This window comes from Streptomyces yongxingensis (genome assembly GCF_055597465.1).
In genome coordinates this window covers 6,910,120-6,936,416 of sequence record NZ_CM145717.1, presented here as the reverse complement: position 1 = coordinate 6,936,416, position 26,297 = coordinate 6,910,120, and the positions used below count along the sequence as shown (strand labels likewise).

General features: G+C 72.2%; 20 protein-coding genes. 9 read left to right on the top strand and 11 right to left on the bottom strand.

Translation table 11 applies throughout. The features are described 5' to 3' along the window. On the bottom strand, positions 1-960 hold the full coding sequence (locus ACZ6TD_RS30040) for an EamA family transporter (RefSeq protein WP_471358160.1): 960 nt from the start codon (positions 958-960) through the stop codon (positions 1-3). Between the two features lie 111 nt (positions 961-1,071). Here ACZ6TD_RS30040 and ACZ6TD_RS30035 point away from each other — a divergent pair, with 111 nt between their 5' ends. Beyond that, positions 1,072-1,986 (top strand): LysR family transcriptional regulator, encoded by a 915-nt coding sequence (locus ACZ6TD_RS30035; protein WP_471343159.1) that lies wholly within the window; start codon positions 1,072-1,074, stop codon positions 1,984-1,986. Between the two features lie 206 nt (positions 1,987-2,192). On the opposite strand, the gene ACZ6TD_RS30030 is transcribed toward ACZ6TD_RS30035, so the two are convergent. Then, a complete protein-coding gene (locus tag ACZ6TD_RS30030; RefSeq protein ID WP_471343158.1) occupies positions 2,193-3,413 on the bottom strand; it encodes a macrolide family glycosyltransferase in 1,221 nt (406 codons plus the stop codon). 260 nt (positions 3,414-3,673) lie between these two features. On the opposite strand from ACZ6TD_RS30030, the gene ACZ6TD_RS30025 reads away from it, so the two are divergent. Further along, a complete protein-coding gene (locus ACZ6TD_RS30025) occupies positions 3,674-5,596 on the top strand; it encodes a glycoside hydrolase family 3 protein (protein ID WP_471343157.1) in 1,923 nt (640 codons plus the stop codon). A 31-nt stretch (positions 5,597-5,627) separates the two neighbouring features. On the opposite strand, the gene ACZ6TD_RS30020 is transcribed toward ACZ6TD_RS30025, so the two are convergent. After that, positions 5,628-7,034, bottom strand: a complete 1,407-nt coding sequence (locus ACZ6TD_RS30020) for a S28 family serine protease (RefSeq protein WP_471343156.1) — start codon at positions 7,032-7,034, stop codon at positions 5,628-5,630. A 182-nt stretch (positions 7,035-7,216) separates the two neighbouring features. Here ACZ6TD_RS30020 and ACZ6TD_RS30015 point away from each other — a divergent pair, with 182 nt between their 5' ends. Beyond that, a complete protein-coding gene (locus ACZ6TD_RS30015) occupies positions 7,217-7,660 on the top strand; it encodes a hypothetical protein (protein WP_020871152.1) in 444 nt (147 codons plus the stop codon). Between the two features lie 105 nt (positions 7,661-7,765). Here the strand turns inward: ACZ6TD_RS30015 and ACZ6TD_RS30010 are convergent, their stop codons facing one another. Then, positions 7,766-11,980, bottom strand: coding sequence for an ABC transporter ATP-binding protein (locus tag ACZ6TD_RS30010; RefSeq protein ID WP_471358157.1), 4,215 nt, complete (start codon positions 11,978-11,980; stop codon positions 7,766-7,768). 276 nt (positions 11,981-12,256) lie between these two features. Here ACZ6TD_RS30010 and ACZ6TD_RS30005 point away from each other — a divergent pair, with 276 nt between their 5' ends. Further along, complete coding sequence (locus ACZ6TD_RS30005; RefSeq protein ID WP_471358154.1) at positions 12,257-13,249, top strand: helix-turn-helix domain-containing protein; 993 nt, start codon at positions 12,257-12,259, stop codon at positions 13,247-13,249. 158 nt (positions 13,250-13,407) lie between these two features. Here the strand turns inward: ACZ6TD_RS30005 and ACZ6TD_RS30000 are convergent, their stop codons facing one another. From ACZ6TD_RS30000 to ACZ6TD_RS29980, 5 genes are all read right to left on the bottom strand, one after another. Further along, a complete protein-coding gene (locus ACZ6TD_RS30000; protein WP_471343155.1) occupies positions 13,408-16,191 on the bottom strand; it encodes a glycosyl hydrolase family 65 domain-containing protein in 2,784 nt (927 codons plus the stop codon). Positions 16,192-16,290: 99 nt separating this feature from the next. After that, on the bottom strand, positions 16,291-16,968 hold the full coding sequence (locus tag ACZ6TD_RS29995; RefSeq protein WP_471343154.1) for a response regulator: 678 nt from the start codon (positions 16,966-16,968) through the stop codon (positions 16,291-16,293). Next, entirely contained in the window at positions 16,965-18,320 is a 1,356-nt protein-coding gene (locus ACZ6TD_RS29990; protein ID WP_471343153.1) for a sensor histidine kinase, read from the bottom strand. Before ACZ6TD_RS29990 ends, ACZ6TD_RS29995 begins: the two co-directional genes overlap by 4 nt. A 10-nt stretch (positions 18,321-18,330) precedes the next feature. After that, positions 18,331-19,560, bottom strand: coding sequence for an acyltransferase family protein (locus ACZ6TD_RS29985; RefSeq protein ID WP_471343152.1), 1,230 nt, complete (start codon positions 19,558-19,560; stop codon positions 18,331-18,333). A gap of 82 nt (positions 19,561-19,642) precedes the next feature. Beyond that, positions 19,643-20,566 carry an alpha/beta hydrolase gene (locus tag ACZ6TD_RS29980; RefSeq protein ID WP_471343151.1) on the bottom strand — a complete coding sequence of 308 codons (924 nt, stop codon included), beginning with the start codon at positions 20,564-20,566 and terminating at the stop codon, positions 19,643-19,645. Positions 20,567-20,915: 349 nt separating this feature from the next. Between ACZ6TD_RS29980 and ACZ6TD_RS29975 the strand changes: the two genes are divergently transcribed. Both ACZ6TD_RS29975 and ACZ6TD_RS29970 read left to right on the top strand, forming a co-directional pair. After that, complete coding sequence (locus ACZ6TD_RS29975) at positions 20,916-21,326, top strand: hypothetical protein (RefSeq protein ID WP_471343150.1); 411 nt, start codon at positions 20,916-20,918, stop codon at positions 21,324-21,326. Positions 21,327-21,864: 538 nt separating this feature from the next. Beyond that, positions 21,865-22,134 (top strand): hypothetical protein, encoded by a 270-nt coding sequence (locus tag ACZ6TD_RS29970; RefSeq protein ID WP_471343149.1) that lies wholly within the window; start codon positions 21,865-21,867, stop codon positions 22,132-22,134. A 95-nt stretch (positions 22,135-22,229) separates the two neighbouring features. Here ACZ6TD_RS29970 and ACZ6TD_RS29965 read toward each other — a convergent pair whose 3' ends face one another. Together ACZ6TD_RS29965 and ACZ6TD_RS29960 are read right to left on the bottom strand one after the other, a co-directional pair. Then, positions 22,230-22,862: an SRPBCC family protein gene (locus ACZ6TD_RS29965; RefSeq protein WP_471343148.1), complete on the bottom strand. Its 633-nt coding sequence runs from the start codon at positions 22,860-22,862 to the stop codon at positions 22,230-22,232. Positions 22,863-22,865: 3 nt separating this feature from the next. After that, positions 22,866-23,237, bottom strand: a complete 372-nt coding sequence (locus ACZ6TD_RS29960) for an ArsR/SmtB family transcription factor (protein WP_471343147.1) — start codon at positions 23,235-23,237, stop codon at positions 22,866-22,868. A gap of 298 nt (positions 23,238-23,535) precedes the next feature. Here ACZ6TD_RS29960 and ACZ6TD_RS29955 point away from each other — a divergent pair, with 298 nt between their 5' ends. The 3 genes from ACZ6TD_RS29955 (at position 23,536) to ACZ6TD_RS29945 (ending at position 26,194) form a co-directional block, all read left to right on the top strand. Continuing rightward, positions 23,536-23,739, top strand: coding sequence for a cold-shock protein (locus ACZ6TD_RS29955; protein WP_020871138.1), 204 nt, complete (start codon positions 23,536-23,538; stop codon positions 23,737-23,739). Between the two features lie 97 nt (positions 23,740-23,836). After that, positions 23,837-25,222 carry a DEAD/DEAH box helicase gene (locus ACZ6TD_RS29950; protein WP_471343146.1) on the top strand — a complete coding sequence of 462 codons (1,386 nt, stop codon included), beginning with the start codon at positions 23,837-23,839 and terminating at the stop codon, positions 25,220-25,222. A 162-nt stretch (positions 25,223-25,384) separates the two neighbouring features. After that, the gene (locus ACZ6TD_RS29945) at positions 25,385-26,194 is read left to right on the top strand and encodes a phosphatase (protein ID WP_471343145.1); all 810 of its coding nucleotides are present in this window, start codon (positions 25,385-25,387) and stop codon (positions 26,192-26,194) included. Positions 26,195-26,297 lie beyond the last annotated feature (103 nt).

Here is a 26,297-nt window from a genome sequence, read left to right as displayed (position 1 = left end):
TCAGCGCACCCGGGCGTCAGCGGGCCCGGCGGACCGCGCCTCGCCCGGGGGCAACGTGTGCGGTGAGCCGGACCGCCCCCGCCGGACCGGCAGGCGCAGGCGCAGGCGTACGGCCGGGAGCGAGGTCAGTGCCACGCCGCCCACCAGCAGCGCCGCCGCCAGCCAGCGCGGCGCGCTGATGCCCTCCCCCAGCACCAGCGCCGCCGAGGACATCCCGAAGACCGGCACCAGCAGCGAGAACGGGGCGACCGCCGAGGCGTCGTAGGTGCGCAGCAGAAAGCCCCAGACCCCGAAGCCGAACACCGTGGTGACCCAGGCGACATAGACGATCGCGCCCACTCCGGCCCAGTCGAGCCGGCTCAGCGCCTCGACGTCGGGCCGCGCGCCCTCGAACACCAGCGAGAGCGCGAGCAGCGGCAGCACCGGCACCAGGCTCACCCACACCATGAAGTTCAGGGCGTCCGGCGGCGCCGCCTTGCGGGTGAGGACGTTGGAGACCCCCCAGAAGGCCGCCGCCGCGACGACGAGGACGAAGCCGAGGAGCGGTCCCGAGGTGCCCTCGTCCACGGCGGCCACCGCGATCCCGGCGAGGGCGACGGCCATGCCCAGCAGCCGCCGCCGGCCGGGGCGTTCGGCGAGGACGACGGCCGCGAACAGCGCGGTGAACACCGCCTGGATCTGCAGCACCAGCGAGGACAGCCCTGCGGGCATCCCCTCGTGCATCCCGATGAACAGCAGCCCGAACTTCGCCACGCCCAGGGCCAGCCCCACCCCCAGGATCCATCGCCAGGCGACCCTCGGCGGGCCGACCAGGAAGACGGCGGGCAGCGCGGCCACCAGGAACCGCAAGGCGCAGAAGAGCAGGGGCGGGAAGTGGTCGAGGCCCACCTCGATGACCACGAAGTTGACCCCCCACAGGGCCGTGACCAGCACGGCGAGGGCTATGTGCGCAGGTCGCATGGGTTGCGTGGATCGCATGGGTCGAGCATCGGGCGCCCGGACCTTGTAGCACCAGCGCGGATGTCTTCATGATTGGATACAGCATCGGTTAAGGGTGAGAGGGGGCGGCCCGTGTTGGACCTGGCCCGGCTGCGGGCGCTGCACGCGGTGTCCGTGCACGGCTCGGTCAGCGCCGCCGCGATCGCGCTCGGCTACACCCCGTCCGCCGTGTCGCAGCAGATCGCCAAGTTGGAGCGGGAGACCCGGACGACCCTCCTGGAGCGGCAGGGCCGGGGCATCGCGCTGACCGACGCGGCCCGGCATCTGGCCGCCACCGCCCAGCAGCTGCTCGCCATCGTCGAGGAGGCCGAGACCACCCTGGAGGAGCGGCGCGGACAGCCGACGGGCCGGCTGGTGATCGGCGCCTTCGCCTCGGCGGCGCGCGGGCTGATGCCCGTGGTGCTGGCCGCGCTCACGGCCGAACACCCCTCCCTGGACGCCCGGTTGCTCGAAGTGGACCCGCATCTGTCGGTGGACCTGGTGGCGCAGGGGGTCATCGACCTGGCGGTGGCCCATGACTGGGACATCGCCCCGCTGCCCGCTCCGGAGGGGCAGGAACGGGCGGTCATCGGGGAAGATCTGTGCGATCTGCTCGTCCCGGCCGGACATCCGCTGACCCGGGTGGCCGCACGGCGCCCGCTGCGCCGCGAGGACCTGCCGGGCCAGCGGTGGATCTGCCAGCCGCCGGGGTCGGTGTGCCACGACTGGCTGGTCCGTACGCTGCGGGCCTCGGGCCATGAGCCGGACCTGGCGTACCAGGCGGCGGAGAACCACACCCAGATCGCCCTGGTGGCGGCCGGTCTCGGCGTCGCGCTCATGCCCCGGCTGGGGCGCGGTCCGCTGCCGGAGGGGGTGCTGGCGCTGCCCCTGGAACCGGTCCCGGTACGGCGGCTGTACGCCCTGTGGCGCCCGGGCGCGGCCCGCCGCCCCGCCATCACCGAAACGGTGCGGCTGCTGAGCGACCTCTGGCCGCGGCGCACCGGCTGAGCGCCCCCGGGCCGAGCCACTCCGCCTGCGCGCCGCCGACGCTCAGGGAGGGGTGTCGCGTCGGCGGCGGGGTGCTGCTGGCCGCGGGCGGCGGAGAGGTTGGTCGGCGACGCAGCCAGCGGCGAGGCCGACTACCGCCGTGCGGAGACTCCCCATCAGCACGCCGCTTCGACGCGCGGCGGGCCGCACCGGTTCCGCACGGGGTGTCAGACCGGCAGCTCCGCCTCGATCAGGTCCGCCGCCCGGTCCGGCCCGCCCTCCGCCGCCATCCGCGCCTTGAGCGCGGCGCAGCGGACGGCCACCTCGGGGTCGTCCACCAGATCGAGCACCGCCTTGCGCAGCGCCGGTGCCGTGGCCTCCTCCTTGGGCAGATGGCGGCCGACCCCGAGCCCCTCGAGCGTGTCCGCGTTGCGGAACTGGTCGACGGCCTGCGGTACGGCGACCATCGGCACCCCGCAGGCCAGCCCCTCCTGGGCGCCGCCCGCTCCCGCGTGGGTGACGAAGGCGTCGGCCTTCCGCAATACGCTCAACTGCGGTATCCACGGGTGCACTTCGACATTGGCCGGAATCTCACCGAGGTCGGCCGGGTCGACGAACTCGCCGATCTGGAGCACCACGTACCAGCCCGGCAGATCGCCGAACGCCGCGACGCACGCGCGGTAGAAACCGGGCTCCTTGGTCCAGGTGGAGCCGAGCGAGACCAGCAGGATCCGGTCGGTCTCGGCGGCCCGCTCCGGGCGGCGCCACTCCCCCACGTCGCGGCGGGCGCTCTGGCAGCCGCCGACGAAGCTGTAGACGGAGGTGTCGACGCGGTCGGCGTTGGGCTGGAGCAGCTCGGGGATGAGGGCGACACAGCGGCTGGGGCGGCCGATGAGCGTGTCGGGGTCGGTGTCGGCCAGGCCGTTGGCCTCGAGCCAGGCGCGGTAGCGCGCGTAGTAGGCCCGGCCGCGCTCCGACCGCCGCATATGGCCGTACATCGGCTCGAAGACCTCTTCGCGGTAGCCGTCCCAGGGCACGAAGCTGGGCGCGAGCTCGATGGCGGACACGCCCCACCGATGGGCCAGGACATGCGCCGGGTAGGCCGTGACGTCGTACATCACCAGGTCCGGCTCATCGCCCGCGTAGGCCGCCAGATGCTGCGGAAGCGCCTGCTCCGCCTCGATGAGAAACGGCTCGATGTAGTCGATCAGATCGGAGCCTCTGGCGCCCGGCACATTCTCACCATGGAGGATCGAGGTGTAGGTCTTCGGCTCGGCGCCGGTTTCGGCCACCTTCTCGGCGAACGACTCGGGGATGGCGTAGGTAACCCGGTGGCCGCGGGCCACCAGCTCGCGGATCACCTCCAGGCTCGGGTTGACGTGCCCGTGTGCCGCGATGCCGAACATGGCTATGTGTGTGGGGGGCTTGGCACCCGTCGGTGGGGTCATGAAAACGGAACATAAGCGAGAACGGATGCCTCATACAAATACCGCGCATACCCGGTCGAGAGTTTAGTACCGGTTTCGTGCAGACACCAGATCATCGTCTTTAACCAGTCTTTTCCTTTACGCTTCCGGGCCACGCGGCGGAGCCGCATATCGATGCTGTGGGAAAGGCCGACTTTCCTTGACCCGGCCGCGGTTTGTGTCCCAGCGTGTCCTGCACACCTATGGCCGCCCCCTCCGAACGTCCCATGGAAGGAGTGCGGGTGCACACGACGTCCCGCCGCGCCCTGCTCACCGCCACCCTGGCCGCCGCCGCGGCCAGTGCCTGTAGCGGACCGACGAACAGCTCCCCCGCGCCCGCGGCCCCCGCGCGCCGCACCACCACCGCCGGTTCCGACGGCCCTTCCGCGGCCCCCTCCCGGCCCACCACGGAGCCCGGCCGGGACCACGAACGCGACCGCCGGCGGGTCGACGAGCTCATCGGGCGGATGACGCTGGACCAGAAGATCGGCCAGCTCTTCGTGATGCGGGTGTACGGCCATTCGGCCACCCGCCCCGACCCCGCCGATGTCGCGGCCAACCGCAAGGAGATCGGCGTCGACAACGCCGCCGAGCTGATCGCGAAGTACCACGTGGGCGGGGTGATGTACATCGGATGGGCACACAACATCCGCGATCCCCACCAGGTGGCCGCGCTCTCGAACGGCATCCAGAAGGCCGCGCTGGCCGCCTCCGTGCCCGTCCCCGTCCTGCTCTCCACCGACCAGGAGTACGGCACCGTCGCCCGGGTCGGCGCGCCCGCCACGCTGTTCCCGGGCGCCATGGCGCTCGGCGCGGGCGGCAGCGCGGCCGACGCCCGCACGGCAGCGCGCACCGCGGGGGCGGAGCTGGCCGCGCTCGGCATCCGGCAGGACTACGCCCCGATCGCGGACGTCAACGTCGACCCCGCCAATCCGGTGATCGGGGTGCGCTCCTTCGGCGCCGATCCGAAGGCCGTGGCCCGGATGGTGGCGGCCCAGGTGGAGGGCTACCAGAGCGCCGGGGTCGCGGCCACCGCCAAGCACTTCCCCGGCCACGGCGACACCAGCGTGGACAGCCATGTGGGCCTGCCGCGGATCACCCACTCCCGGAAGGAGTGGGAGCGGCTGGACGCGCCGCCGTTCCGGGCCGCGATCGAGGCCGGAATCGACTCGATCATGACGGCCCATCTGCTGTTCCCCGCGCTCGACCCGGCCGACGACCCGGCCACGCTCTCCCGCCCCATCCTCACCGGTGTGCTCCGCGAGGAGCTGGGCTACGACGGGGTGGTGGTCACTGACTCGCTCGGCATGCAGGGGGTGCGGAAGAAGTACGGCGACGACCGGGTGCCGGTGCTCGCACTCAAGGCGGGCGTGGACCAGCTCCTGAACCCGCCGAGCCTGTCCCTCGCCTTCGAGGGCGTGCGCAAGGCGGTCCGGGCGGGCGAGATCAGCGAGGACCGGATCGACCGCTCGCTGCGGCGCGTCCTGGAACTCAAGGCGCGCCGGGGCCTCTTCGACGATCCGTACACCAGCGACCGCGCGGTCAGCCGCACGGTGGGCACCCGCGAGCACCGCGCCACCGCCGACCGCATCGCCGAGCGCACCACCACCCTGATCACCAACCGCGGCGGACTGCTCCCGCTGTCGCCGCGCCGCCACCGCGACCTGCTGGTGGTGGGCGTGGACGCCGCCGCGCCCTCGGGCACCGGTGGCCCGCCGACGTCCGTCCTGGCCCGCGCCCTGTCCGGCCTCGGCTTCCGCACCGAGGCGCTCACCACCGGCACCGCCGCCTCCCCCGGCCCCTCCCCGCAGCGCATCGAGGCGGCGGTCGCCGCGGCGCGGGAGCGGGACGCGGTGATCGTGACGACGTACGACATCGCCTCCGGCTCCGCCCAGCGCACCCTGGTGGCACGGCTGGTGGCCACCGGCGTACCGGTGGTGCACCTGGCCCTGCGCAATCCGTACGACATCGCGCGCCTGACCGGCCGCGGCACGGCCCCCGGCGCGTCGCTGGCCGCCTACTGCTGGACCGACGTGGAACTACGCGCCGCCGCCCGCGTCATCGCGGGCCGGACCGCCCCGCGCGGCAAACTGCCGGTCGCGGTCCGGCACGCGGACGACCCGTCCCGGGTGCTGTACCCGATCGGACACGGGCTGAGCTACTAGCCCGTGCCCGATCGGGGCCCGCGGACGTGCCCTACGGGCGCAGCGTCACCGGCTCGCGCTCGATCTCGCGGCGGTCGAGCTTCGCGTCGTGCCGGGCGAGGGGCTTGCTCGTGGGGCTGACGCCCGCCCAGCGCTGCACCTCGGCGGTGGCCTTGGCCTTCTGGTCGCCCGTGAGCTGGGCGATGCTGGAGCCGTGGTTGCCGCCGGCCACCGTGTAGACGTACGCGTCCTTGGCGCCCTTGCCGACCCGGAAGCGCTCGGCGCCCCACGGGTCGTTCTGGCCGTAGACGAAGAGCATCCGGTGGGCGTCGTGCCGCACCCAGCGGTCGATGTCCCGCATCACGCCCGGCTTGAAGCGCATCGGGATGTCGCGCGGCACATAGGTGCGCGGGGCGTAGATGCCGGGGTAGCGCAGCAGCCCGTCCAGGTGCGGGGTCTTGAAGGTGGGCGAGCCGAGCTCGGTGCCCGCCTGGTAGTAGTACGGCGTGTAGGTCTCCAGGCCCTGGTCGGTGTAGGCGGAGAAGCCCGAGATCTCGTCGATGAAGCCGTACAGCTCGTCGGTGGACGCGGTCGGGGCGGGGACGTCCGCGCAGTCCTTCAGCAGGTGGTACTGCCAGAAGGCCCACACCAGGTCCAGGACCACGTTCTCGTACGCCTTGTCGGCGCTGCCGACGACCGTGAAGGTCTGCTTCTCGTCGTCCGCCCACTTCTGGTAGCGCTGCACGATCTCGTCGCGCCTCACCAGCGCCTCGCGCTGCACCGCGTTGAGCTTGGTGCGGCATTCGGCGGTGCCGACGCCCTCGAAGAAGCGGTCGTAGGCGGAGTCCTCCTTGTCGGCCACGTCGTTGGGCGCGACGTAGGCGACGGTGCCGTCCATGTCCCGGGGGTAGAAGCGGCGGTAGTAGGTGGCCGTCATCCCGCCCTTGCTGCCGCCGGTGGCCAGCCACTTCTTGCCGTAGATGGGCTTCAGGGCCCGGAAGAGCCGGTGCTGGTCGCTCGCGGCCTGCCAGATGTCCAGCTTGGACCAGTCGGCGGGCTGGGGCCGGGAGGGAGTGAAGAAACGGTACTCCATGGACACCTGGTTGCCGTCCACGAGCTGCGTGGGCTCACTGCGGCGCGGTGCGGTGGTGACGTTGTAGCCCGAGGTGTAGAAGACCGTGGGCCGGTCGGTGGCCTTGTGCAGCAGCGTGAACCGCTGCGGATAGGTGCCCTTGGAGGGATGCCGGTGGTCCACCGGCTGGGCGTAGCTGAAGACGAGGAAGCGATAGCCCTCGTAGGGCTGCTCCTCCACGAAACGCATTCCGGGAATCGCCAGGACACGTTCCTTGATGTCCGGCTGGGCGGGGGCGGCCGGTGCCGCGGACGCGCTTCCGGCGCCCGCGCCGACCGTCCCCACCAGTATCGCGAGCGACAACAGCCATCTGAGCATCTTGCGCATACACCCTCCCCTTGTTGCCGTGATGACCCATTGCCCCGTGAATTCGCACAGGTCGCCGAGAACCTATCCGGGCACACACGCGCGTCGCCAGATGCCGTCAACGCTCCAACCCGAGGCCGAATACGGAGAGTTGTTACCGCCGCCCTCTTTCGTAGCGGGCTGTGATGGCTCATGCTGCCTGTATGGACCGAGACGAACGGCACGACCGGAGTGAACGGGCCGAGCGACTGACGCGGTATCTGAACGAATTGCAGGAACGGATCGACCCTCGCTCCCTCGAGCTGCTGATGCGGCTGCTGCGCGAGTTGAGCACCTCACCGGCCGTCCGCGGGGGGACGTACGAGCTCGGGATGGGGCCGGAGGAGAAAGAGCTGTTCACCCCCGCTCTCCAGGCCGAGCTGCTGGTGCTGTTCGGCCTGCTCACCTCCCAGGACGAGCGTGTGGTGGTCGACCTCGGCGACAGCCCGCACGCCAAGGGGATGAAGGTGCTGGTGCCTCAGGAGCGGGCCGGGGACCCCGACTTCCTGCACCGCCACAAGCAGCGGGTGGCGGCCGAGGCGGAGCAGCGGGAGCGGGACCGGCGGGAGGTGGAGGGCATAGCGAGGGCCAGCGGCATGGAACCGTGACGTTACCGTACGTAACAACGGGCGAACGCTGAGCGTTACCGGCCGTAAGCCGACCGCTCAGGCGTCAGGCGACGGCGGGGCCGTCTCGCCACGGCCGCTCAGGCGTCAGACGACGGCTGGGGCCGTCTCGCCCGTGAAGGTGCGCCACAGCGCTGCGTACCGGCCGTCCCGCGCCACCAGCTCCTCATGGGTGCCGTCCTCGACGACCCGGCCGTGGTCCAGGACCACCACCCGGTCCGCACGGGCGGCGGTGGTCAGCCGGTGGGCGACGACCAGTGTGGTGCGCCGTCCCGTCAGACGATCCGTGGCCTGGTTGACCAGGGCCTCGGTGGCCAGATCGAGCGCGGCCGTGGCCTCGTCGAGCAGCAGGATGTCCGGGTTCACCAGCTCGGCGCGCGCCAGCGCGATCAACTGCCGCTGCCCGGCGGAGAGATTGCGCCCGCGCTCGGAGACCTCGTGCAGATAGCCACCGTCGAGCGACGCCACCATGGCATGGGCGCCGACCGCCCGCGCGGCGGCCTCCACCTCCGCGTCGCTCGCGCCGGGCCGTCCGTAGGCGATGGCGTCGCGCACCGTCCCGGCGAAGAGATACGGCTCCTGCGGAACCACCCCGAGGTGGCCGCGGTATCCGGTGAGGTCGAGCTCGCGCAGATCCACACCGTCCACCCGCACGGCGCCCTGCGTCGGGTCGTAGAACCGCGCCACCAGCTTGACCAGGGTGGACTTCCCCGCCCCGGTCTCCCCGACGAACGCCACGGTCTGCCCGGCGGGAATCGTGAGCGAGATGCCCGCCAGCGCCTCCTCGCCGTCCCCGTACCGGAACCGCACGTCGTCGAAGGCGATCTCGCCGCGCATCGCGCGCACCTCGCGCGGGGCTTCGGCCACCGGTGTGGTGGTGGGCTCGCGCAGCAGCTCCTGGATGCGGCCCAGCGACACGGTGGCCTGCTGATAGCCGTCGAAGACCTGGGAGAGCTGCTGGACGGGGGCGAAGAACAGGTCGATGTAGAGGAGGTACGCCACCAGCGCGCCCGCCGTCAGCGTGCCGTCCCCGACCCGCCCGGCGCCCACGATGAGCACCAGCGCGGAGGCCACGGACGACAGCAGCTGGACGAACGGGAAGTACACCGAGATCAGCCGCTGGCCGCGCACCCGCGCCTGGCGGTAGGCGTCACTGCGGGCCGCGAACCGCTCCCGTCCGGACCGCTCGCGCCGGAACGCCTGCACGATCCGCAGCCCCGCCACGCTCTCCTGGAGGTCCGCGTTGACCACGCTCACGCGCTCGCGGGCCAGTTCGTACGCCTTGACGCTGCGGCGCCGGAACACCACCGTGCCGATGATGAGCGGCGGCAGGGTCAGGAAGACCACCAGCGCGAGTTCCACGTCGATGATGAGCAGCGCGACCAGGATGCCGAAGAAGGTCAGCAGGCTGACCACGGCGGTGACGAGCCCGGTCTGGAGGAACGTGGACAGCGCGTCGACGTCGGTGGTCATCCGCGTCATGATCTTGCCGGTCAGCTCGCGCTCGTAGTAGTCGAGACCGAGCCGCTGGAGCTGGGCGAAGATCTTCACGCGCAGGGCGTAGAGCACCCGTTCGCCGGTCCGCCCGGTCATCCGGGTCTCGCCGATCTGGGCGGCCCACTGCGCGAGGACGACGAGGAGCGCGAGCCCGGAGGCGGCCCACACCGCGCCGAGCGAGAGCCGCTGGACGCCCTGGTCGATCCCGTGCCGGATGAGCACGGGCAGCAGCAGCCCGGCGATCGCGTCCACGGCGACGAGCGCCAGCGCGACCAGGAGCGGCGCCCCGAAGCCGCGCAGCAACCGCCGCAGCCCGTACGCCTCCTCGGGGCGGGCGGCCCGTTCCTCGTCGATGTCGGGGGTGTCGGTGGCGGGCGGCAGGGCGGCGACCTTGGCGAGCAGCTCGGGGGTGGCCGGCATCCCGGACAGCGCCCCCGCCATCCCGGGCCCGGCCACGGCCACGGCCCCGGGGCCCGCCGCCGTGTCGCCCTTACGGTCGTCACCATCGGGCCGCACCCATAGCTCCGGGGTCACCCGAAGCTCGCGGTCCGCCCCGGCCCCGTCGGGCCGGGATCCCGGCGCGGGACACGGCTCGCTCGGGCCCTCGGCGCCCGGCTCACCGCCGGACGCCCCGGCGAACCCCGTCGCCCCCGCCCGGTCCCCGGCGCGGGCGTGGTCGGGGTCGTCCCCACCGTGCGGGCGGCACCGCCCCTCGCCTCCGTCGGGCCGCACCCATGTGTCGGGCGACACCCCGTCGCCATCCCGCCTCGACGCCCGGCCCGCCCCGGGCCCGGTCGCGTCGGCCGCGGCCCGCGCCGGATCATCCCCACCACGCGCCCGCAGGTGCGCCGTCTCGCGGGGGCAGTGCGCACGGCCATGCGCCGTGCGGTCACCATCGGGGGACGGCTCCCCGTCGAGACGGGGCTCGGCCAAGCCGGTGGCGGCGGCCTCCCCGCCGAACGCACCGGCGAACCCCGACGCGTGCGCGTCGCCGCCGCACGGCTCGGTCTGGGCCGGGGCCGGGCCGTCGCCGCCTGGGGCGGCGGAGGGCTCGGTGTCATCCGCCAGCAGCCGCCGGTACACGGCGCTCCGCGCCCTCAGCTCCTCGTCCGTGCCCACGTCCGCGACCCGGCCGCGGTCCATCACCGCGATGCGGTCGGCGAGGGCGAGGGTGGAGGGGCGGTGGGCGATCAGCAGGGTGGTGCGGCCCGCCATGACGCCCCGGAGCGCCTCGTGGATCTCGTGCTCGACGCGCGCGTCCACCGCCGAGGTGGCGTCGTCCAGGACGAGCAGCCGGGGGTCGGTGAGGATCGCGCGGGCCAGGGCCAGCCGCTGGCGCTGGCCGCCGGAGAGGGTCAGCCCCTGCTCGCCGACCTCGGTGTCATAGCCGTTCGGCAGCTCGGAGATGAACCCGTCGGCCTGCGCGGCGCGCGCGGCGGCCCGGATCCGCTCCTCGCTCGCGTCCGGCAGCCCGTAGGCGAGGTTGGCGCGCACGGTGTCGGAGAAGAGGAAGCTGTCCTCCGGCACCAGCCCGACCGCCCCGCGCAGCGAGTCGTACGTCAGCTCCCGCACATCGTGGCCGCCGATCCGCACCGCGCCCGACGACACGTCGTAGAAGCGCGGCAGCAGCATGGACAGCGTCGACTTGCCGCTTCCGGAGGCGCCCACCACGGCCAGGGTCTCGCCCGGCTCGATGCGCAGGGACACCTCGGACAGCACCGGCCGCTCGGGGTCGTAGCCGAAGCTCACCCGGTCGAACTCGACCGTCGCCGGGGCGTCCTCGGGAAGCTCCCGGGCGTCGGGACGCTCGTCGATGACCGGCTCGGTGTCGATGAGCTCGAAGACGCGCTCGGCCCCGGCCCGCGCCTGCTGCCCGATGGTCAGCAGCATCGTGAGCATCCGCACCGGGCCCACGAGCTGGGCGAGGTACGTCGAGAAGGCCACGAAGGTGCCGAGGGTGATCTGGCCCCGCGTGGCCATCCAGCCGCCGAGCGCCAGCATGGCGACCTGGCCGAGGGCGGGGACGGCCTGGAGGGCCGGGGTGTAGCGGGAGTTCAGCCGTACGGTCCGCAGCCGGGCGGCGAACAGCCCCCGGCCGACCTCGCGCAGCTTGTCGGTCTCCTGCGCCTCCTGCCCGAACCCCTTGACCACCCGGACACCGGTCACGGCCCCGTCGACCACGCCCGCGACGGCGGCCGCCTGCCCCTGGGCGTACCAGGTGGCGGGGAAGAGCCGGACGCGGCTGCGCGAGGCGAGGATCCACACGGCGGGGGCGACGGCGAGGGCGACGACGGTGAGCAGCGGCGAGAGCACCGCCATCACGACGAGCGAGACCAGGAAGAGCAGAATGTTGCCGATCATCATCGGCGCCATGAAGAGCAGGCCCTGGATCAGCTGGAGATCGCTGGTGGCCCGGCCGATGATCTGGCCGGTGGAGAGCTTGTCCTGCCGTCTGCCGTCGAAGCGGGCGATGGACGCGAACATCTCCGTGCGCAGGGCGTGCTGGACGTCGAGGGCGAGCCGTCCGCCGTAGAAGCGGCGGACGTAGGTGAGGACGTACACCACGAGGGCGGCGACGATCAGCAGGGTGGCCCACGGGGCGAGGGACCGATCGTGCGAGACGATCACATCGTCGATGATCAGCTTCGGCACCAGCGGGACGAGCGCCATGACGGCCATTCCGGCGAGCGAGGCGCCGAGGGCGAGCAGCACATCGCCGCGGTACTGCCAGCAGTAGCCGAACAGCCGCCTTACCCAGCCCTGGCCGGCTTCCGGGCCGTCCGGATCCGGTCCATCCGCATCCATTTTGCCCGTTTCGTCCGCCGCGTCCGCCGCTACGTCCGCCACCCGTGAACCTCCCGATCCGCACACGCTTCCGGAAGGCACCAACACACTGATGTGCGGATTTCATCCTGCCGCAACAAACGGATCGGCGGTGACGGCAGCACCCCCGTCCGGACACACGCTCGCGGAATCGCCCAAAAGCGGACTGTTCAATACCGGACCGTTCATCAAACACTTAGCAGGGCTGTCTAGGGTCGCGCCCATCGAAAAGCGCACCACCGGCCAGGCGAAAGGATGATGATCGTGACGGTGCCCCAGATCGACGGCATCCCGCCCGCGGAACGGTTCGCGGCGTGGCGCGCCCTGTGCGAGCTGACGTCGATCCCCATGGAACTGCGCAGCGACCATGAGCACGACTTCCGCGCGAGCGTACGGGGCGGAGTGGACATCGGCGAGGTGATGCTGACCTACACCTCCGTACCGTCACTGCGGAACGAGCGGACGGCGGCCCACATCCGGCGCTCCGACCCCGAGCTCTACCATCTGCGGCTCACCCTGCGCGGGGAGAGCGACGTGTGCCACGGGGACGCCGAAACCACGGTCGGCGCCCGGCAGTTCATGCTCACCTCCACCTCCGCGCCGTATCTGGCGGTGTGCGAGCGCGGCAGGGTCGACGGGATGACGGTCACCCTCCGCCCCTCCTTGCTGCCGTTCCCGCCCGCCGACCTCCAGCGGCTGCTCGGGCGGCGGCTGTCCGGACGGTCCGGGATCGGGGCCATGCTCGCCGACTTCCTCACCCGGCTGGCCACCGAGTCCGACACCTACGGCCCGGCCGACGCACCGCGCCTTGGCACCGTCGCCGTCGATCTGCTCAACGCGCTGCTCGCGCACGAGCTCGACGCCGGTGCCGAGGCGCGCGCCGAGCACCGGCTCACCCCCGAGAGCCGTCGGCGCACCCTGCGGTTACGCATCCAGGAGTTCGTCCGGCAGAATCTGGACCGCCCGGGGCTCACCCCGCCCTCGATCGCCGCGGCCCATCACATCTCGCTCCGGTACCTCTACCGCCTCTTCGAGGAGCAGGGGCACACCGTCTCCGCGTGGATCCGGACCCAGCGCCTGGAACGCTGCCGCCGCGACCTCGCCGATCCCGCTCTGGGCGACACCCCCATCCATGTCATCGCCGCCCGTTGGGGCTTCAGCCACGCCGCGGACTTCAGCCGTGCCTTCCGCAGCGCCTATGGCGTGCCCCCACGGGACTTCCGCCATAGGGCGCTCGCGGCGAACAGGTGAGCGGGGCTCCCCCCGTAGCAACCCTGCTCACCCGTCACTGATCAGCATGGGCCCGCCGGGGCCGGGATGTCGTTGGCCTCCTGTGCACACTGTCTTGATCCTGCGTGCACGGACCGCGTCCGCTGGGTACGGACCGCGCATCCCGGCCCCTCACGGGGTCACTTGGCGCGAATCACCCGCAGCTCCTCGACGCCCGCGCGCTTCTTGTCGTCCGCCGACCGCACGGTGACGCGTACGAAACGGGCCGCGCCGGTCGTCCCCTCGCGCCAGTGGCGGCCGTCGAGCGAGGTCCGCACCTCGTGGGAGGCAGGGCGGGTGCGGGTCCACTCCGGGCTGACCTTCGCCAGCCGCACGGCGCGCCCGAGGTCGGCCGTGAGGGTGCCCTCGGCGGCGTCGGGCACCCAGGCGGTGGCCGCGTTGCCGTCCACGGCGGCGCCCGCGTACATCCCGGGCTCCTCCGTGCTCGCCGTCGCCTTACCGCAGCGCGCGACGTTGTCGGTCGGCTCGAGGTCGGGGCGGCGGGTCTTGAGCACCGCGGGCGCGCCCCGGCTCACGACCCGCGCGCCGCCGTGCGGGGTCTCGATCCGCATCGGCGCGCCCGCCGTCAGCCTTACGGTCGTCTCGTGCGGGCCGATGGCCACGTCGTAGGTGCGGCCCCGCCAGTGCAGCCCCCGCAGGGTGACACCGTCGTGGAGCTGCGGCGGCAGCGTCGGATCGAGCCGCACACCGTCCTCGGCCATCCGCATCCCGGTCAGACCGTGGGTGAAGACCTGGAGGAAGCCGCCCTTACCGGTGAGGAAGTCCTGCGCCGGGGAGCCGGACAGGGGGTCCTGCGCACCCGCCTTCTCGCCCCGGGCCTCCGAGAAGGTGTCGAAGGGACCGCGGACGAACGGCTTGATGGCGCGCTGGAGGTAGGTGTACGTGGAGCAGCCGGGCTCGCCGATAGCGGCGGCGTCGATGGCGTGCACCGAGTCCGTCATGGCCGGGCCGTCCGGGTCGGTGCGGGCCGCGTAGTAGTCGAGCGTCCTGGCGGCCGCCTGCCCGGACATCGGCCACTCCAGCGGATACATCAGCAGCACGGTGTCGGCCTGCTTGATCAGCGACCCCTTGTAACCGTCGTACTGCTGGAAGACCTGGCTCTTCGTGTCGTACGGGATCCGCAGCCGGTCGGCGATCCGGTTCCAGGCGGCGGGCACCGGCTCGCCGAGGAGGCGGGCGGCGCGGGCGGCGTCGCGCAGGGCGGTGGCGGCCCCGGCGTTGGTGAAGACCGCGTCGTCCACGCCGTTGCTGTACTCGTCGGGACCGGCCACGTTCTTGATGGAGTAGCTGCCGTCGGCGTTGTGCGTGGCGCGTCCGGCCCAGAACTCGGCGATCCCCTTGAGCACCGGCCAGCCGCGCCCGCGCAGCCACCGGGTGTCGCCCGTCGACTGGTAGTACTGCCAGGCCGCCACGGCGATATCGCTCTGGAGGTGGTTCTGGGTGCGGCAGTGCGGCGGGTCCCAGCTGTGGCACTCGGTCCACAGCCCGCCCTCGCTCGCGCTGGTCCAGGGGTAGAACAGACCGGGGTAGCCCAGCTTGCGGGCGTTGGCGCGGGCGCCGGCGCGGGTCTTGTAGCGGTACTCCACCACCGACTTGGCGAGTCCGGGATGGGTGGCCAGCAGCCCGGGGTACATCCAGGTCTCGGCGTCCCAGAAGATCAGCCCGCCGTAGTTGTCGCTGCTCATCCCGGTCGGGGAGATGCTGTTCCGGGAGCCGGCGCGGGTGGCGGACAACAGTCCGTACTGCGCGGAGCGCACCCAGTCCTGGAGGTCGCGTTGACGGCGCCCGGCCACCTCGATGTCGGAGCGCCACAGCCGCTTCCAGGCGGCGCTGTGCGCGGCGAACAGCCCGTCCCAGCCCTGGTCCGCCGCGCGGCGGGAGGCGGCGAGGGCGTCGGCGCGCGGGGCGCGGGAGGTCAGCGCGGTGTCCACGCCCACGTACTTGGTGAACTCATAGGAACGGCCGGGGTGTACGGGGAAGCGGAGGGCCTGGCGCGCGGACAGCTCCCGCGCCGCGTCCGTGCCACCGGCCGCCTCCGTGCCACCGGCATCCTTCCCGCCCGCCTCCGTGGCGCCCGTCCTCGCCTCGGCCGTCCGGACGCCCGGACCGGGGCGCAGTGTGGAGGCCACGGCTCCGTCGGTCTTCGTGCCATCCGTACGGAAGGCGACATCGACCGTGCCGCCCTTATGGGCGCCACCGCCGGTCCCGCTCATCCGCCGCGCACCGCGCCCGTCGACCAGGTCGGTGACGGTCGCGTCCCCGCCCCAGTGCGGGGTCATCCGCATTCTTACGGCGCCCACGTGCGCGTTGGCGCGGTCGGCGACGATGTCATAGGTGAGGTCGGTGGCACGCCCGTCGGACGCGGTCCAGGTGAGGGAGGTCCGCACCAGACCGCAGCGCATGAAGACCGTCTGCCGGTAGTGGGAGATCCGCCCGGCGGGCGTCTGCGAACCGAAGGTCTCCGAACGGTCGCCCCCGGTGGCCACGTTCAGCGTGGACCAGGTGGGGATGGCGGCGGCCACCTGCCGGTTCTCGGTCGTCTTCGCGTTGTGCGCGTAGAGGCCGGAGACGAAGGCGCCGTCGTAGCGGGGGGTGAACAGCGGCCATCCGGTCTTGTCACCCCCTCCGGAGTACCCGGTCCCCTGGGGTGGCACCCGCTGCCCCAGATAGCCGTTGCCCACGTACGCGTGGGAGCTGTCCTTGGGGTCGATACGGCTGGAGGAGAGCGCCCAGCCGTCGGACGGCCCGCGCGTGCAGTCCCCTCCGGCGGTGGCGTCGGCCGCCGCGGAGGGGTCGGATTCGGGAGCGGCGGACGCCGGGGGCACGGCGGCGATCAGCCCGCAGACGAGGAGCGGGGCGATCAGCCGGGCGGGCCGGGGCAGCCGGAGGGAGGAGTACGTCATTGTTCTCCGTCGTGGTTCGCCGGTGACGGTCGCAGTGACCATAAAGAGGTGAACACGGCGGGTCAATGGATGGCGCGATGCCTTCAATATCTGAACGATTCAGAACGCGGACGGTCGCACCAGCCCCGTCTCGTACGCGAAGACCGCCGCCTGGGTCCGGTCGCGCAGCCCCAGCTTGGACAGGATCCGGCTCACATGGGTCTTCACGGTCTGGTCGGCCACCACCAGCCGTGCCGCGATCTCCGCGTTCGACAGCCCCTGGGCGATCAGCGTGAGCACCTCGGTCTCGCGCTCCGTCAGATCGCCCACCCGGGCCCGGAGGGGCCCGCGCGGGGCGCCGGCGGTCACCCGGGAGAACTCGCCGATCAGGCGCTTGGTGATGTTCGGCGCCAGCAGCGCGTCACCGGCCGCCACCACCCGTACCGCATGGGCCAGTTCGTCCGCCGAGGCGTCCTTCAGCAGAAACCCGGACGCGCCCGCGCGCAGCGCCTCGTAGACGTATTCGTCCAGGTCGAAGGTGGTGAGGACGAGGATCTTGACGGTGGCGCCGGCGGGTTCGGTGAGCCGGCGGGTGGCCTCGATACCGCCGACCCCCGGCATCCGTATGTCCATCAGGACCACGTCCGGGGCGAGTGCGGCCACCTGGGCGATGGCGTCGGCCCCGTCCACGGCCTGGCCGACGACCTCGATGTCCGGTTCGGCGTTGAGCAGCACCGTGAAGCCCTGGCGGACCATCATCTGGTCGTCGGCGATCAGGACGCGGATGGTCGTCGTCATACGGGGTCCTCGGCGGTCTCGGGCGCGGCGGCGGACGGGGCGGGGTGGTCCGTGGGCAGTACGGCGATCACCTCGTAACCGCCGTCCGGCGTCGGGCCGGTGGTCAGCTCGCCCCCTAGCATCGCAGCGCGCTCCCGCATCCCGAGCAGCCCGTGCCCGGCGCCCGGCGACGGCGCGGCGGGGCGGTCCGGCGCGGTGTTGACGACCCGGACGGTCAGCCCGCGCGGCCGGTACCCCAGCTCCACTCGCGCCTCGGCGCCCGGCGCGTGCCGCATCACGTTGCTCAGCGCCTCCTGGACGATGCGGAACGCCGACAGCTCCACACCTGGCGGCAGCGCCCGCCGCTCCCCGGTGACATCGGTAAGGATCGTGATACCGGTCCCCCGCACCGTGCCCACCAGCTCGTCCAGCCGGTCCAGCGTGGGCTGCGGGGCGTGCCGTGCGCCGTCGGCCAGGGCGTCCTCGGAGCGCAGCACGCCCAGCACACGGCGCAGTTCGGCCAGCGCCTCGACCGCGTTCTGCCGGATGCCCGCGAGGTTCTCCCTGAGCTCGTCGGAGGGGTTCTCGGCGAGGTGCGGGGCGACCTGGGCCTGGATGGAGATCACCGACATGTGATGGGCGACCACGTCGTGCAGCTCGCGGGCGATGCGGTTGCGCTCCTCCAGCAGGGTGCGCCGGGCCCGTTCCTCCGCGGTGAGCTCCTCCTGCTCGACCAGCCGGGTCCGCGCCACCCGGCGGCCCCGCAGCGCGGCGCCGACCACCACGGCGGTCGTGAAGGACACGATGGCCTCGTCCAGGCCGTTCGCGTGGGGGCGGGTGGCGAGGGCCGAGGTGACCACCCCCACCAGCAGGGTCAGGATCAGCGTCTCGGCGGCGATCCGGGGGCGGACCCGCAGCGCGAGGAGGAACAGGACGGTGGTGTGCAGCGCGATCTGGCCGTAGTTCCAGGGGTAGAGCACATATGCGGGGAGGCGGTCGTCCACCGCCAGCGCCGTCACCATCAGCATGGCGGTCGAGAGCCACCACGCCGGTATCGGGCGGGTCAGCGCCAGTTGGACGGCCAGCGCTTCGAGCACGACGAGCCCGATCAGCGGCACCGGGTCCTGGGCCGTCCCCGGGCGGGCGGGCTCCTGGAACTGCGCCATGCTGAGCCAGGCCATGAGCACCGCGAACAACACCACATGGCCATGGGGCAGCCGGCCCAGCCAGCGCGTCCGCGGCAGCGGGTCGCGCGCCACCGTCCACAGGTCCTCGCGCAGGATGCCCGGCGCCGCGCGGAGGGCCTCGCCCACCGTGCGCGGCAGGGCGCGCAGGCCCCCCGCCAGCCGGTCCGCGATCTTGCCGCCTGTCATGCCCTTGACTCTAGACACTCCGCCGCTCCACGTGCCGTGCCTGCTGTGCCTGCTTCCCGGGACGTCCCTCGCGGACGACCCGGCTGCCACCGCCCGCGGCAGGGCCGCCGCCGCGGCCGACCCCGCCGGCGCCCTTCCGCGGCCGCCGCCCCGCCTCGTACGCGTGGAACGCCGCCCAGCAGATCAGCAGCGCCCCCGCGAACACCGGCAGCCAGCACAGCCGGGCCGGCACCCAGCCGGGCCCGTCGGGCACGGTATGCAGCCCGGTCTGCGGTCCGGCGAGCCGCAGCGTGGTCACGCTGACCGCCATCATCGCGGTCTGGTGCCACAGGAAGACGGTCATCGCGGCGAGGTTGACCAGCGCCACCACCGCCCACGCGGCGGGCCGCGCCAGCATCCGGCGCAGCGGGCCGCGCAGCAGCAGGGCCGCGCCGCACTGGGCGAGCCCGAAGGTGACGGCAGCCAGGGTGGGCGGGTTGAGATTGGAGATCGAGGCACCGGGCACCCCGACCATCGCCGCCGGATAGCCGCCGAGCAGGACGAGCCCGGCGGTGACCGCCGCGCCCCCGGCCAGCAGCACCCACCCGGCCGTCCGCCCGCGCAGCCTGCCCCGGCCCCAGGCCGCGCCCAGGCAGTACGGAACCAGCCAGCCCGCCGCCAGGTTGACCCAGCCGAGCCAGGCGGGGCCGCCGAAGCCGAACCGGATCAGGTCGACATGCAGCACGACGGCGAGCGGCCACAGCGGATGCAGCCGCGCCACCAGCGGGGTCGCGGCCGTGAGCACCGCGTAGACCAGCAGGAACCACAGCGGGGACAGGACGAGTGTGAGCAGCGTGCGCACGGTCAGCAGGCTCACCCCGGAGCCGAGCAGCACCCCCGCCGCCACGGCCCATACGGTCAGCACGACGGCCACGGGCCGGAACAGCCGGGCCAGCCGGGCGCGCAGCCACCGCCGGTGGCCGATGCCCCGGGCGCGGGCGCAGTCGTGGCTCTTGGCGCCCATCTGCCCGCCGACCAGGAAGAACACCGCGAGGGTCTGGAACACCCAGGAGACGGGGGCGAGTTCGGGCCGGTATTGCAGCGGGCTGGCCACGCGCAGGGTGCCGCTGTCGGCCACGAGGGCGGTCACCAGCCAGTGGCCGAGCACCACGCCGAGGATGGCGACGGCCCGCAGACCGTCCACGGCGCGGTCGCGGCCGGCCGGGGTGGCGGCCTCGATCCGCCGGACGAGGTCACGCATACGGACCGTCTCACGCCGCCGGACCGTCTCACTCGGCCGGACCGTCTTACTCGGCCGAACCACCTCACTCGGCCGGACCGTTTCACGCATCGCGGCCCTCCACGATCCGGCCCATGCTCGCCAGGGCGACGGACCCGGGCTTGAGGTAGTCGCTGTGCCCGACGTCCCCCGCGTCGAAGATCCGCGCGCCGAACCGCCGGGAGACCGGGTCGGTCCCGAAGCCGATGGTCGTGCCCAGCAGCGGAACCCGCACATGCGGCACCCCGCCGATCCAGTCGTTCCCGCCCCGCCCGGCCCAGACCGTGGCCCGGGTGTGCAACTGCCGGGCGTCGTCGTACCCCGTACCGGGGCTGCCGTACAGGACGATGTCCGCGGCGTTCAGCCCCCGCGCGGCCCGGGCGCAGACCACGGAACCGTAGGAGTGGCACAGGAGCGAGATCCGGGCCCGGGGCGCCGCCGCGTTCAACTCCCGTACGAATGCGGCCAGTCGGGGAGCCGCACCGGCGGCCCGGCCCGTGGTCAGCACCTCGGGCGCCACGGTGCCGGGCGTCTTGTACCCGAGCCAGCCGATGACGGCCTTACGGTCCCCGAGTTGACGGCTCAGCGCGAGGGCCCCGTCCCGGAACCGGCCGTACGTCTCCAGGTTGGTGTCCGACCCCGGCACCAGCACGGCGATGCGCGTGGCGCGGCCCAGATCCCCGTACACCTCGACGGCACGGCCCCCGTTCCGCCCGTCGAAGGACAGGAAGTGCCGCGACGCCCCCCGCATCTTCCGCAGCGCCCGCGCCCGCTCGCGGTCCCCGTGCCGGGCGGCCATCACCTCGGCCGCCCGGATCGCCTCCCGGTTGGCCGCGTACCGGTGCTCGAGACCCGCGACGCGCACCGGTCCGAGCGCCACCGGCGCGGGCGCGGGCACCTCACTGGGCCCAGCGGCCCCCACCAGGGGCACCACCACCGAGGCGGTGACGAGCGCCGCGAGCAGGGCGCGGCGAAGACGGGACGCCATGGCTGTTCCTTCCGTACCAACGGATGTCGTGAGTACGGAAGGTATGGAGCCGGCCGGGTGGTTGGCGTCCCACCGGGGAGTGCATCTCCGGGGTAGCCCCCAGGTACTACGGGTACGGGGTGCGGTCCGCCGACACCGGACGACGAGGCGTGCACGAATCGTCAACGACCGTACAAGGACCGGTAAGGACGAGCGTCGGCATCCTCAGCATCCTGGAAGCCGAACGACCCGACAGCCCCCGGCCGGCGCGCGTCCGGGCGGCGGGCTGAGCCATCCACATGATCCACCGCGTATCCGCGGAGCAACCACATCAGGTGGCTGCTCCGGGTGTCTTGAAGGAGGGACATCAGTGCGCCGCTCTCCACTCACGTTTCCGGCCACGGCGGCTGCAGCCATGGCGTTGGTCGCAGCCCTCGCCACCGCGGCGTCGGCCGCGCCGACAGCACGGTCGGGTCCGTCGTCGGCCGCCAGCTGCTTCGGCAGCGCCCACACCTACTCAAAGCCCGACGGCTACTACGCCTACCCGCCGGAGGGCGATCCCGGGATTCTCACCACCACGTCGAACTGCGCCGACATCAACATCAAGCCGAACACCAACCGTTACGTGATGGTGTGCTTCGTGGACACGGGCTGCCCAAGCAGCTACACCCTCACCACCGGGGGACAGTGGAACACGATCGAAACCAGGGTGCCGGACGGCACTGAATTCTGGTTCCTCTTCCGTTCATCCGCCACGTCGAACGGCAGTTGGGCCGCCTGACGGCTATCACCTGAAGGCACCGTCCCGAAACGCGGAAGAATCCAAGGAGTCCTGATGGCTAAATTATCTTTTCGTGTGGCTGCCGCCACAGCCGTGACCCTGGGCTTCGGCGTGCTTTCCGCGCCGGCCGCGGTGGCGGATTCCACAAGCGATTACACCCTCACCTCCTTCAAAGGCGGTAGAGGCTACGGAACATGGATCAACCCGAACTCCTCCGACAGACGATTGCAAGCCTGTGACCAGGGATATGCGGATGGGCTCAGAGTCGTAGCGGAGATCTGGTGGGAGGGCGGGTACACCGAGACTCACGCGGCAGGTGGTTCGGGAACCTGCAAAACCGAATCCAAGTCATTTGTCAGCCCCGGGACCTACAGGTTCCGAGTCTGTCTTCGCGACGGGGCGGTCGGCGCTGACGAATACTGCAGTGATCTCTGGTTCGGGACAGTGGACTGATCGCTCGCAATCGGGCACCGCGGCCGGACCGCATTTTGCATGCGCCACACACAAACCACGATCTCAGAAGGATGAGGAGTCATTCATGCGCATCCGTCATGCCCTCACCGGCACGGCCTTGGGCGTCACGCTCGCTCTCGGCGCGATGGCCGTCCCCGCACAGGCTGCCCCCTCCCAGCCGGTCGCACAGTCGGCCACAGTCACCGCGGACAACCCTGCCAGCACCCAAGGCTACGTTTTCGCGGGGCAGTACATCACGGAGTACCAGTGTGGAATAGCCGGCTACAGCCAGCCGCTGCCGTGGTACTGCCAGAGGTACGGGGTCGTTTGGTATCTCTTCGTCAAGATCTCCTGAACAACAGACTCCGGCTCCGCTCCGGATGTCGTAGTGGCCCCGCCGAAATCGGGGCCACTACGTGAGCCCGTCCGAGTCAGCCGAGCGGTAGCGCCTCATCCCTGGGGCACGTAGAACTCCGTCGTGGCGCGCGTCGCCGCCGCCACCACCTCCGCCGGGGCCCCCGAGGCTTCGTACGCCGCGCCCCAGCGCTCGCTGCTGCGGGTCATGAACTCCCGCGCCTCGTCCGATGCCTGCCATGCCTCCGGGTCGGCGGGCGCACCCTCGCCCGTCAGGTGCAGGGTGAGGCCGAGCAGCGCGCCGTCCCAGCCGACGCCGACCGCGCCGGGGCCGAACTGGTCCCACATCTCGGGCGGTACGACGGCGACGTGCTCCAACTCGAAGACGGTCCGCTCCTCGTCCTCGGCGGTCAGCCGGACCTCGACCTCGCTGAAGCCGGGGTTCTCGCCGAACAGCCAGCTCACCGCGAGCAGCCGCGGGGGCTCACAGCGCAGGATCTCGCCGCCCGCGTTGCCCTGTAGCTGGTAGTGGCCGCCCAGCTTCAGGTCGCCGCTCACCGGCAGGAACCAGCGGCCGATCCGCTCCGGGTCGGTGCAGGCGTCCCAGACGTCCTCGATCGCGGCGTCATAGGTGCGCCGCAGCAGGACGGTACGGGCCTCGCCGTCGGGCACCTCACGGGTGCCGACCTCGCGATGGACGTGGTTGATCTGGTCGACGATCTCGCTCATGGCTCATGTCTCCGCATCGGTTCCACTGCCGCCGCCGCGCCCCTGATCGAGCCGCCGCTGCCGCTTGCCCCGCGCCAGTTCCGTCCCCAGCGCGTCCAGCCGCTGCTCCCAGAAGCCCCGGAACCGGTCGAGCCACCGGTCGACCTCCCGCAGGGGCGCGACCTCGACGGCGTACAACCGCCGCGTGCCCTCGGCCCGTACGGAGGCGAATCCGGCTTCCCGCAACACCCGCAGGTGCTGCGAGACGGCGGGCTGCGAGATGCCGAACTCGGCCCGGACGACGGAGCTGACCTCGCCGGAGGACCGCTCCCCCTCGGCGAGCAGCTCCAGTATCCGGCGCCGGACGGGGTCTCCGAGGACATCGAGTGCGTGCACGTCCGGACTATGCCAGCCACCGCTTATATAAGTCAACACTTAAATTTGCCCTCCCGGCACCCTCGCGCTCACGCGCCCCGGCGGGGGTCGTCCACCTGATCCCCTCCGCGCCGAGGCGGCATGTGATAGCATCTCCTTCAGTTGCAGTTTTGGTACCCATGGACTTTGTGTGCGCCTGACGCTACGTAGCCTCAGGCGCATTTCTTGTTTTTGCCGGTTTTTCCGGATGGGGTCATTTCGGCGACTCGGGATGCGGTTCCCATGCATTCCGGACCGGCCCCATATGAAGGAGAAAGACATGGCTACTGGCACCGTGAAGTGGTTCAACGCGGAAAAGGGCTTCGGCTTCATCGAGCAGGATGGCGGCGGCGCCGACGTCTTCGCCCACTACTCGAACATCGCCACCAGCGGCTTCCGTGAGCTCCAGGAAGGCCAGAAGGTGACCTTCGACGTCACCCAGGGCCAGAAGGGCCCGCAGGCCGAGAACATCGTTCCCGCCTGATCGCAGCGCCTGTCACGAGCCGGGGCCCGTACCTGAAGGGGTGCGGGCCCCGGCTCGTACGCGTTTCCGCAGACCGCGCCCAGCAGAAGGCACCGCATTGAGCCGCTCCCCCCGCTCCTACCGCAAAAAACCCGCTCCCTCCCGTTCCGCCGACCACGGCCGCCCCCGCTCCACCGGCGGAAACGAATTCGCCCTGCCGCCCGGCTCCGCCCCGGTGCTGCCCGCCGTCACGTCGTTCTCCGAGCTCGACATGCCGGAGGAGCTGCTCGCGGAGCTGGCCCAGCAGGGCGTCACCGTGCCGTTCCCGATCCAGGCGGCCGCCCTCCCCAACGCCCTCACCGGCCGGGACGTCCTGGGCCGTGGCCGGACCGGCTCCGGCAAGACCCTCGCCTTCGGCCTCGCCCTGCTGGCCCGCACCGCCGGGCAGCGCGCGGAGCCCGGCCGCCCCCTCGCCCTGGTACTGGTCCCCACCCGGGAGCTGGCCCAGCAGGTCACCGAGGCGCTCACCCCCTATGCCCGGCGGCTGCGGCTGCGTCCGGCCACCGTGGTCGGCGGAGTGTCGATCAACCGCCAGGCCGAGGCCCTGCGCGGCGGCGCCGAGGTGGTCATCGCGACCCCCGGGCGCCTCCAGGACCTGATCGAACGCGGCGACTGCCGGCTGGACCAGGTGCGCGTCACGGTCCTCGACGAGGCCGACCAAATGGCCGACATGGGCTTCCTGCCCCAGGTGACCCGGCTGCTGCGGCGGGTCCCCGCCGACGGCCAGCGCTTGCTGTTCTCCGCGACCCTCGACCACAACATCGGCCTGCTGGTGCGCCAGTTCCTCCACGACCCGGCCGTGCACTCGCTCGACCCGTCCGCCGGTGCCGTCACCACGATGGAGCACCATGTGCTGCACATCGCGGACACCGACAAGCGCTCCGTCGTCACCCGGGTCGCCGCCAGGGACGGCCGCGTCATCCTGTTCCTGGACACCAAGCGCGGCGTCGACCGGCTGACCCGGCATCTGCTGACCAGCGGCGTACGGGCGGCCGCGCTGCACGGTGGCAAGTCCCAGCCGCAGCGCACCCGGACCCTGGACCACTTCAAGTCCGGCCATGTCACCGTGCTGGTGGCCACGAACGTCGCCGCCCGGGGCATTCATGTGGACGATCTCGATCTCGTCGTCAATGTCGACCCGCCCGCGGACCACAAGGACTATCTGCACCGTGGCGGCCGTACCGCCCGTGCGGGCGGATCCGGCAGCGTCATCACGCTGGTCACTCCGGACCAGCGCCGGGCCATGGTCCGTCTCATGGCCGACGCGGGGATCACCCCCCGGACCGCCCGGGTCCACTCCGCCGACCCCGAACTCACCCGTATCACCGGAGCGCAGGATCCCTCCGGTGTTCCCGTGACCATCAGCGCGCCCGTGCAGCCGCGGCCACCCCGTGGGGGCAGGGCCGCCCGCCGCCCCGCCAGGAGCCGTCGGCCCGGCCGTTAGGCCCGGCGCGCGGGGGCCGGGCAGCGGCCGTCCGGGCGGATATGCGGCGGCTGTGCGGGCGGACATCCGGCGGCTGTGCGGGCGGACGTCCGGCATTTCGCCATGATCGTGTCACGCCCGACCGGCGGTGGATGTCCCCATTCCCTCCTCGGAGAGGCGACAATGGGCCACATGCCGATACCCAGCGCCGTGCCCAGCCGTGCCGAACTGATCGACCATCTCGTCCGTACGCGCATCGCGGGCGATGTCGCCACCCCTCGTGAGAACAACCTCTCCCACTACCGCAAGCTCGCGAACGGCGACCGCCACTACTGGCTGGGCCTGGAGCTGGGCGACCGCTGGACCGATGAGCAGGACGTGCTGGCGGTCATGGCCGAGCGGTGCGGTGTGGTGGACGACCCGCAGCACCGCTCCGGGCAGGACACCATCGACCCGGAGCTGACGGTCGGCGCGCTGGACCGGATGGCGTCGGTGCTGCGGAAGGCGGCGGAGGCGAACGAGCGGGTGCTGTTCGCCACCGGACACCCGGGCGGGCTGCTGGAGGTCCACCGGGCCACGGCGGCGGCGCTGCGGGCCGCCGGGTGCGAGATCGTGGAGATCCCGGGCGGGCTGCAGGCGGACGAGGGGTACGTCTTCCAGTTCTGCGATGTGGCGATGCTGGAGCGGGGCGCCACGCTGTGGCACACCCACTCCCCCGCGCCCATGGCGGCGATCCTCGACGGGCTGGCCCACGAGGGGCGGCCGCTGCCCGATCTGGTGGTCGCCGACCACGGCTGGGCGGGGTGCGCGGGGCAGCGGGGCATCGACGCGGTGGGCTACGCGGACTGCAACGACCCGGCGCTCTTCCTCGGCGAGGCCGAGGGCACGCTGTCGGCGGTGGTCCCGCTGGACGACCACGTCACCAACCCGAGGTTCTACGACGCGATGACGGCGTACCTGCTGGACGCGGCGGGGCTGACGGCCCAGTTCTGACGACCCGGTCCTGACGACCCGGTCCTGATGGCCCGGTCCTGACGACCTGGTCCTGATGGCCCGGTTCCCGACGGCCCGGTTTCCAACGGCTCCGGGCCGCCGC

Excerpts from the sequence above, each read along its gene's own strand:
- ACZ6TD_RS30020 (WP_471343156.1), bottom strand. The coding sequence starts at position 7,034 with ATGCGCAAGATGCTCAGATGGCTGTTGTCGCTCGCGATACTGGTGGGG.
- ACZ6TD_RS29965 (WP_471343148.1), bottom strand. The coding sequence starts at position 22,862 with ATGAGCGAGATCGTCGACCAGATCAACCACGTCCATCGCGAGGTCGGC.
- ACZ6TD_RS29995 (WP_471343154.1), bottom strand. The coding sequence starts at position 16,968 with ATGACGACGACCATCCGCGTCCTGATCGCCGACGACCAGATGATGGTC.
- ACZ6TD_RS29980 (WP_471343151.1), bottom strand. The coding sequence starts at position 20,566 with ATGGCGTCCCGTCTTCGCCGCGCCCTGCTCGCGGCGCTCGTCACCGCC.
- ACZ6TD_RS29985 (WP_471343152.1), bottom strand. The coding sequence starts at position 19,560 with ATGCGTGACCTCGTCCGGCGGATCGAGGCCGCCACCCCGGCCGGCCGC.
- ACZ6TD_RS30015 (WP_020871152.1), top strand. The coding sequence starts at position 7,217 with ATGGACCGAGACGAACGGCACGACCGGAGTGAACGGGCCGAGCGACTG.
- ACZ6TD_RS30010 (WP_471358157.1), bottom strand. The coding sequence starts at position 11,980 with ATGGATGCGGATGGACCGGATCCGGACGGCCCGGAAGCCGGCCAGGGC.
- ACZ6TD_RS30040 (WP_471358160.1), bottom strand. The coding sequence starts at position 960 with ATGCGACCTGCGCACATAGCCCTCGCCGTGCTGGTCACGGCCCTGTGG.
- ACZ6TD_RS29945 (WP_471343145.1), top strand. The coding sequence starts at position 25,385 with ATGGGCCACATGCCGATACCCAGCGCCGTGCCCAGCCGTGCCGAACTG.
- ACZ6TD_RS29955 (WP_020871138.1), top strand. The coding sequence starts at position 23,536 with ATGGCTACTGGCACCGTGAAGTGGTTCAACGCGGAAAAGGGCTTCGGC.
- ACZ6TD_RS30030 (WP_471343158.1), bottom strand. The coding sequence starts at position 3,413 with ATGACCCCACCGACGGGTGCCAAGCCCCCCACACACATAGCCATGTTC.
- ACZ6TD_RS29970 (WP_471343149.1), top strand. The coding sequence starts at position 21,865 with ATGCGCATCCGTCATGCCCTCACCGGCACGGCCTTGGGCGTCACGCTC.
- ACZ6TD_RS29990 (WP_471343153.1), bottom strand. The coding sequence starts at position 18,320 with ATGACAGGCGGCAAGATCGCGGACCGGCTGGCGGGGGGCCTGCGCGCC.
- ACZ6TD_RS30005 (WP_471358154.1), top strand. The coding sequence starts at position 12,257 with ATGATCGTGACGGTGCCCCAGATCGACGGCATCCCGCCCGCGGAACGG.
- ACZ6TD_RS30000 (WP_471343155.1), bottom strand. The coding sequence starts at position 16,191 with ATGACGTACTCCTCCCTCCGGCTGCCCCGGCCCGCCCGGCTGATCGCC.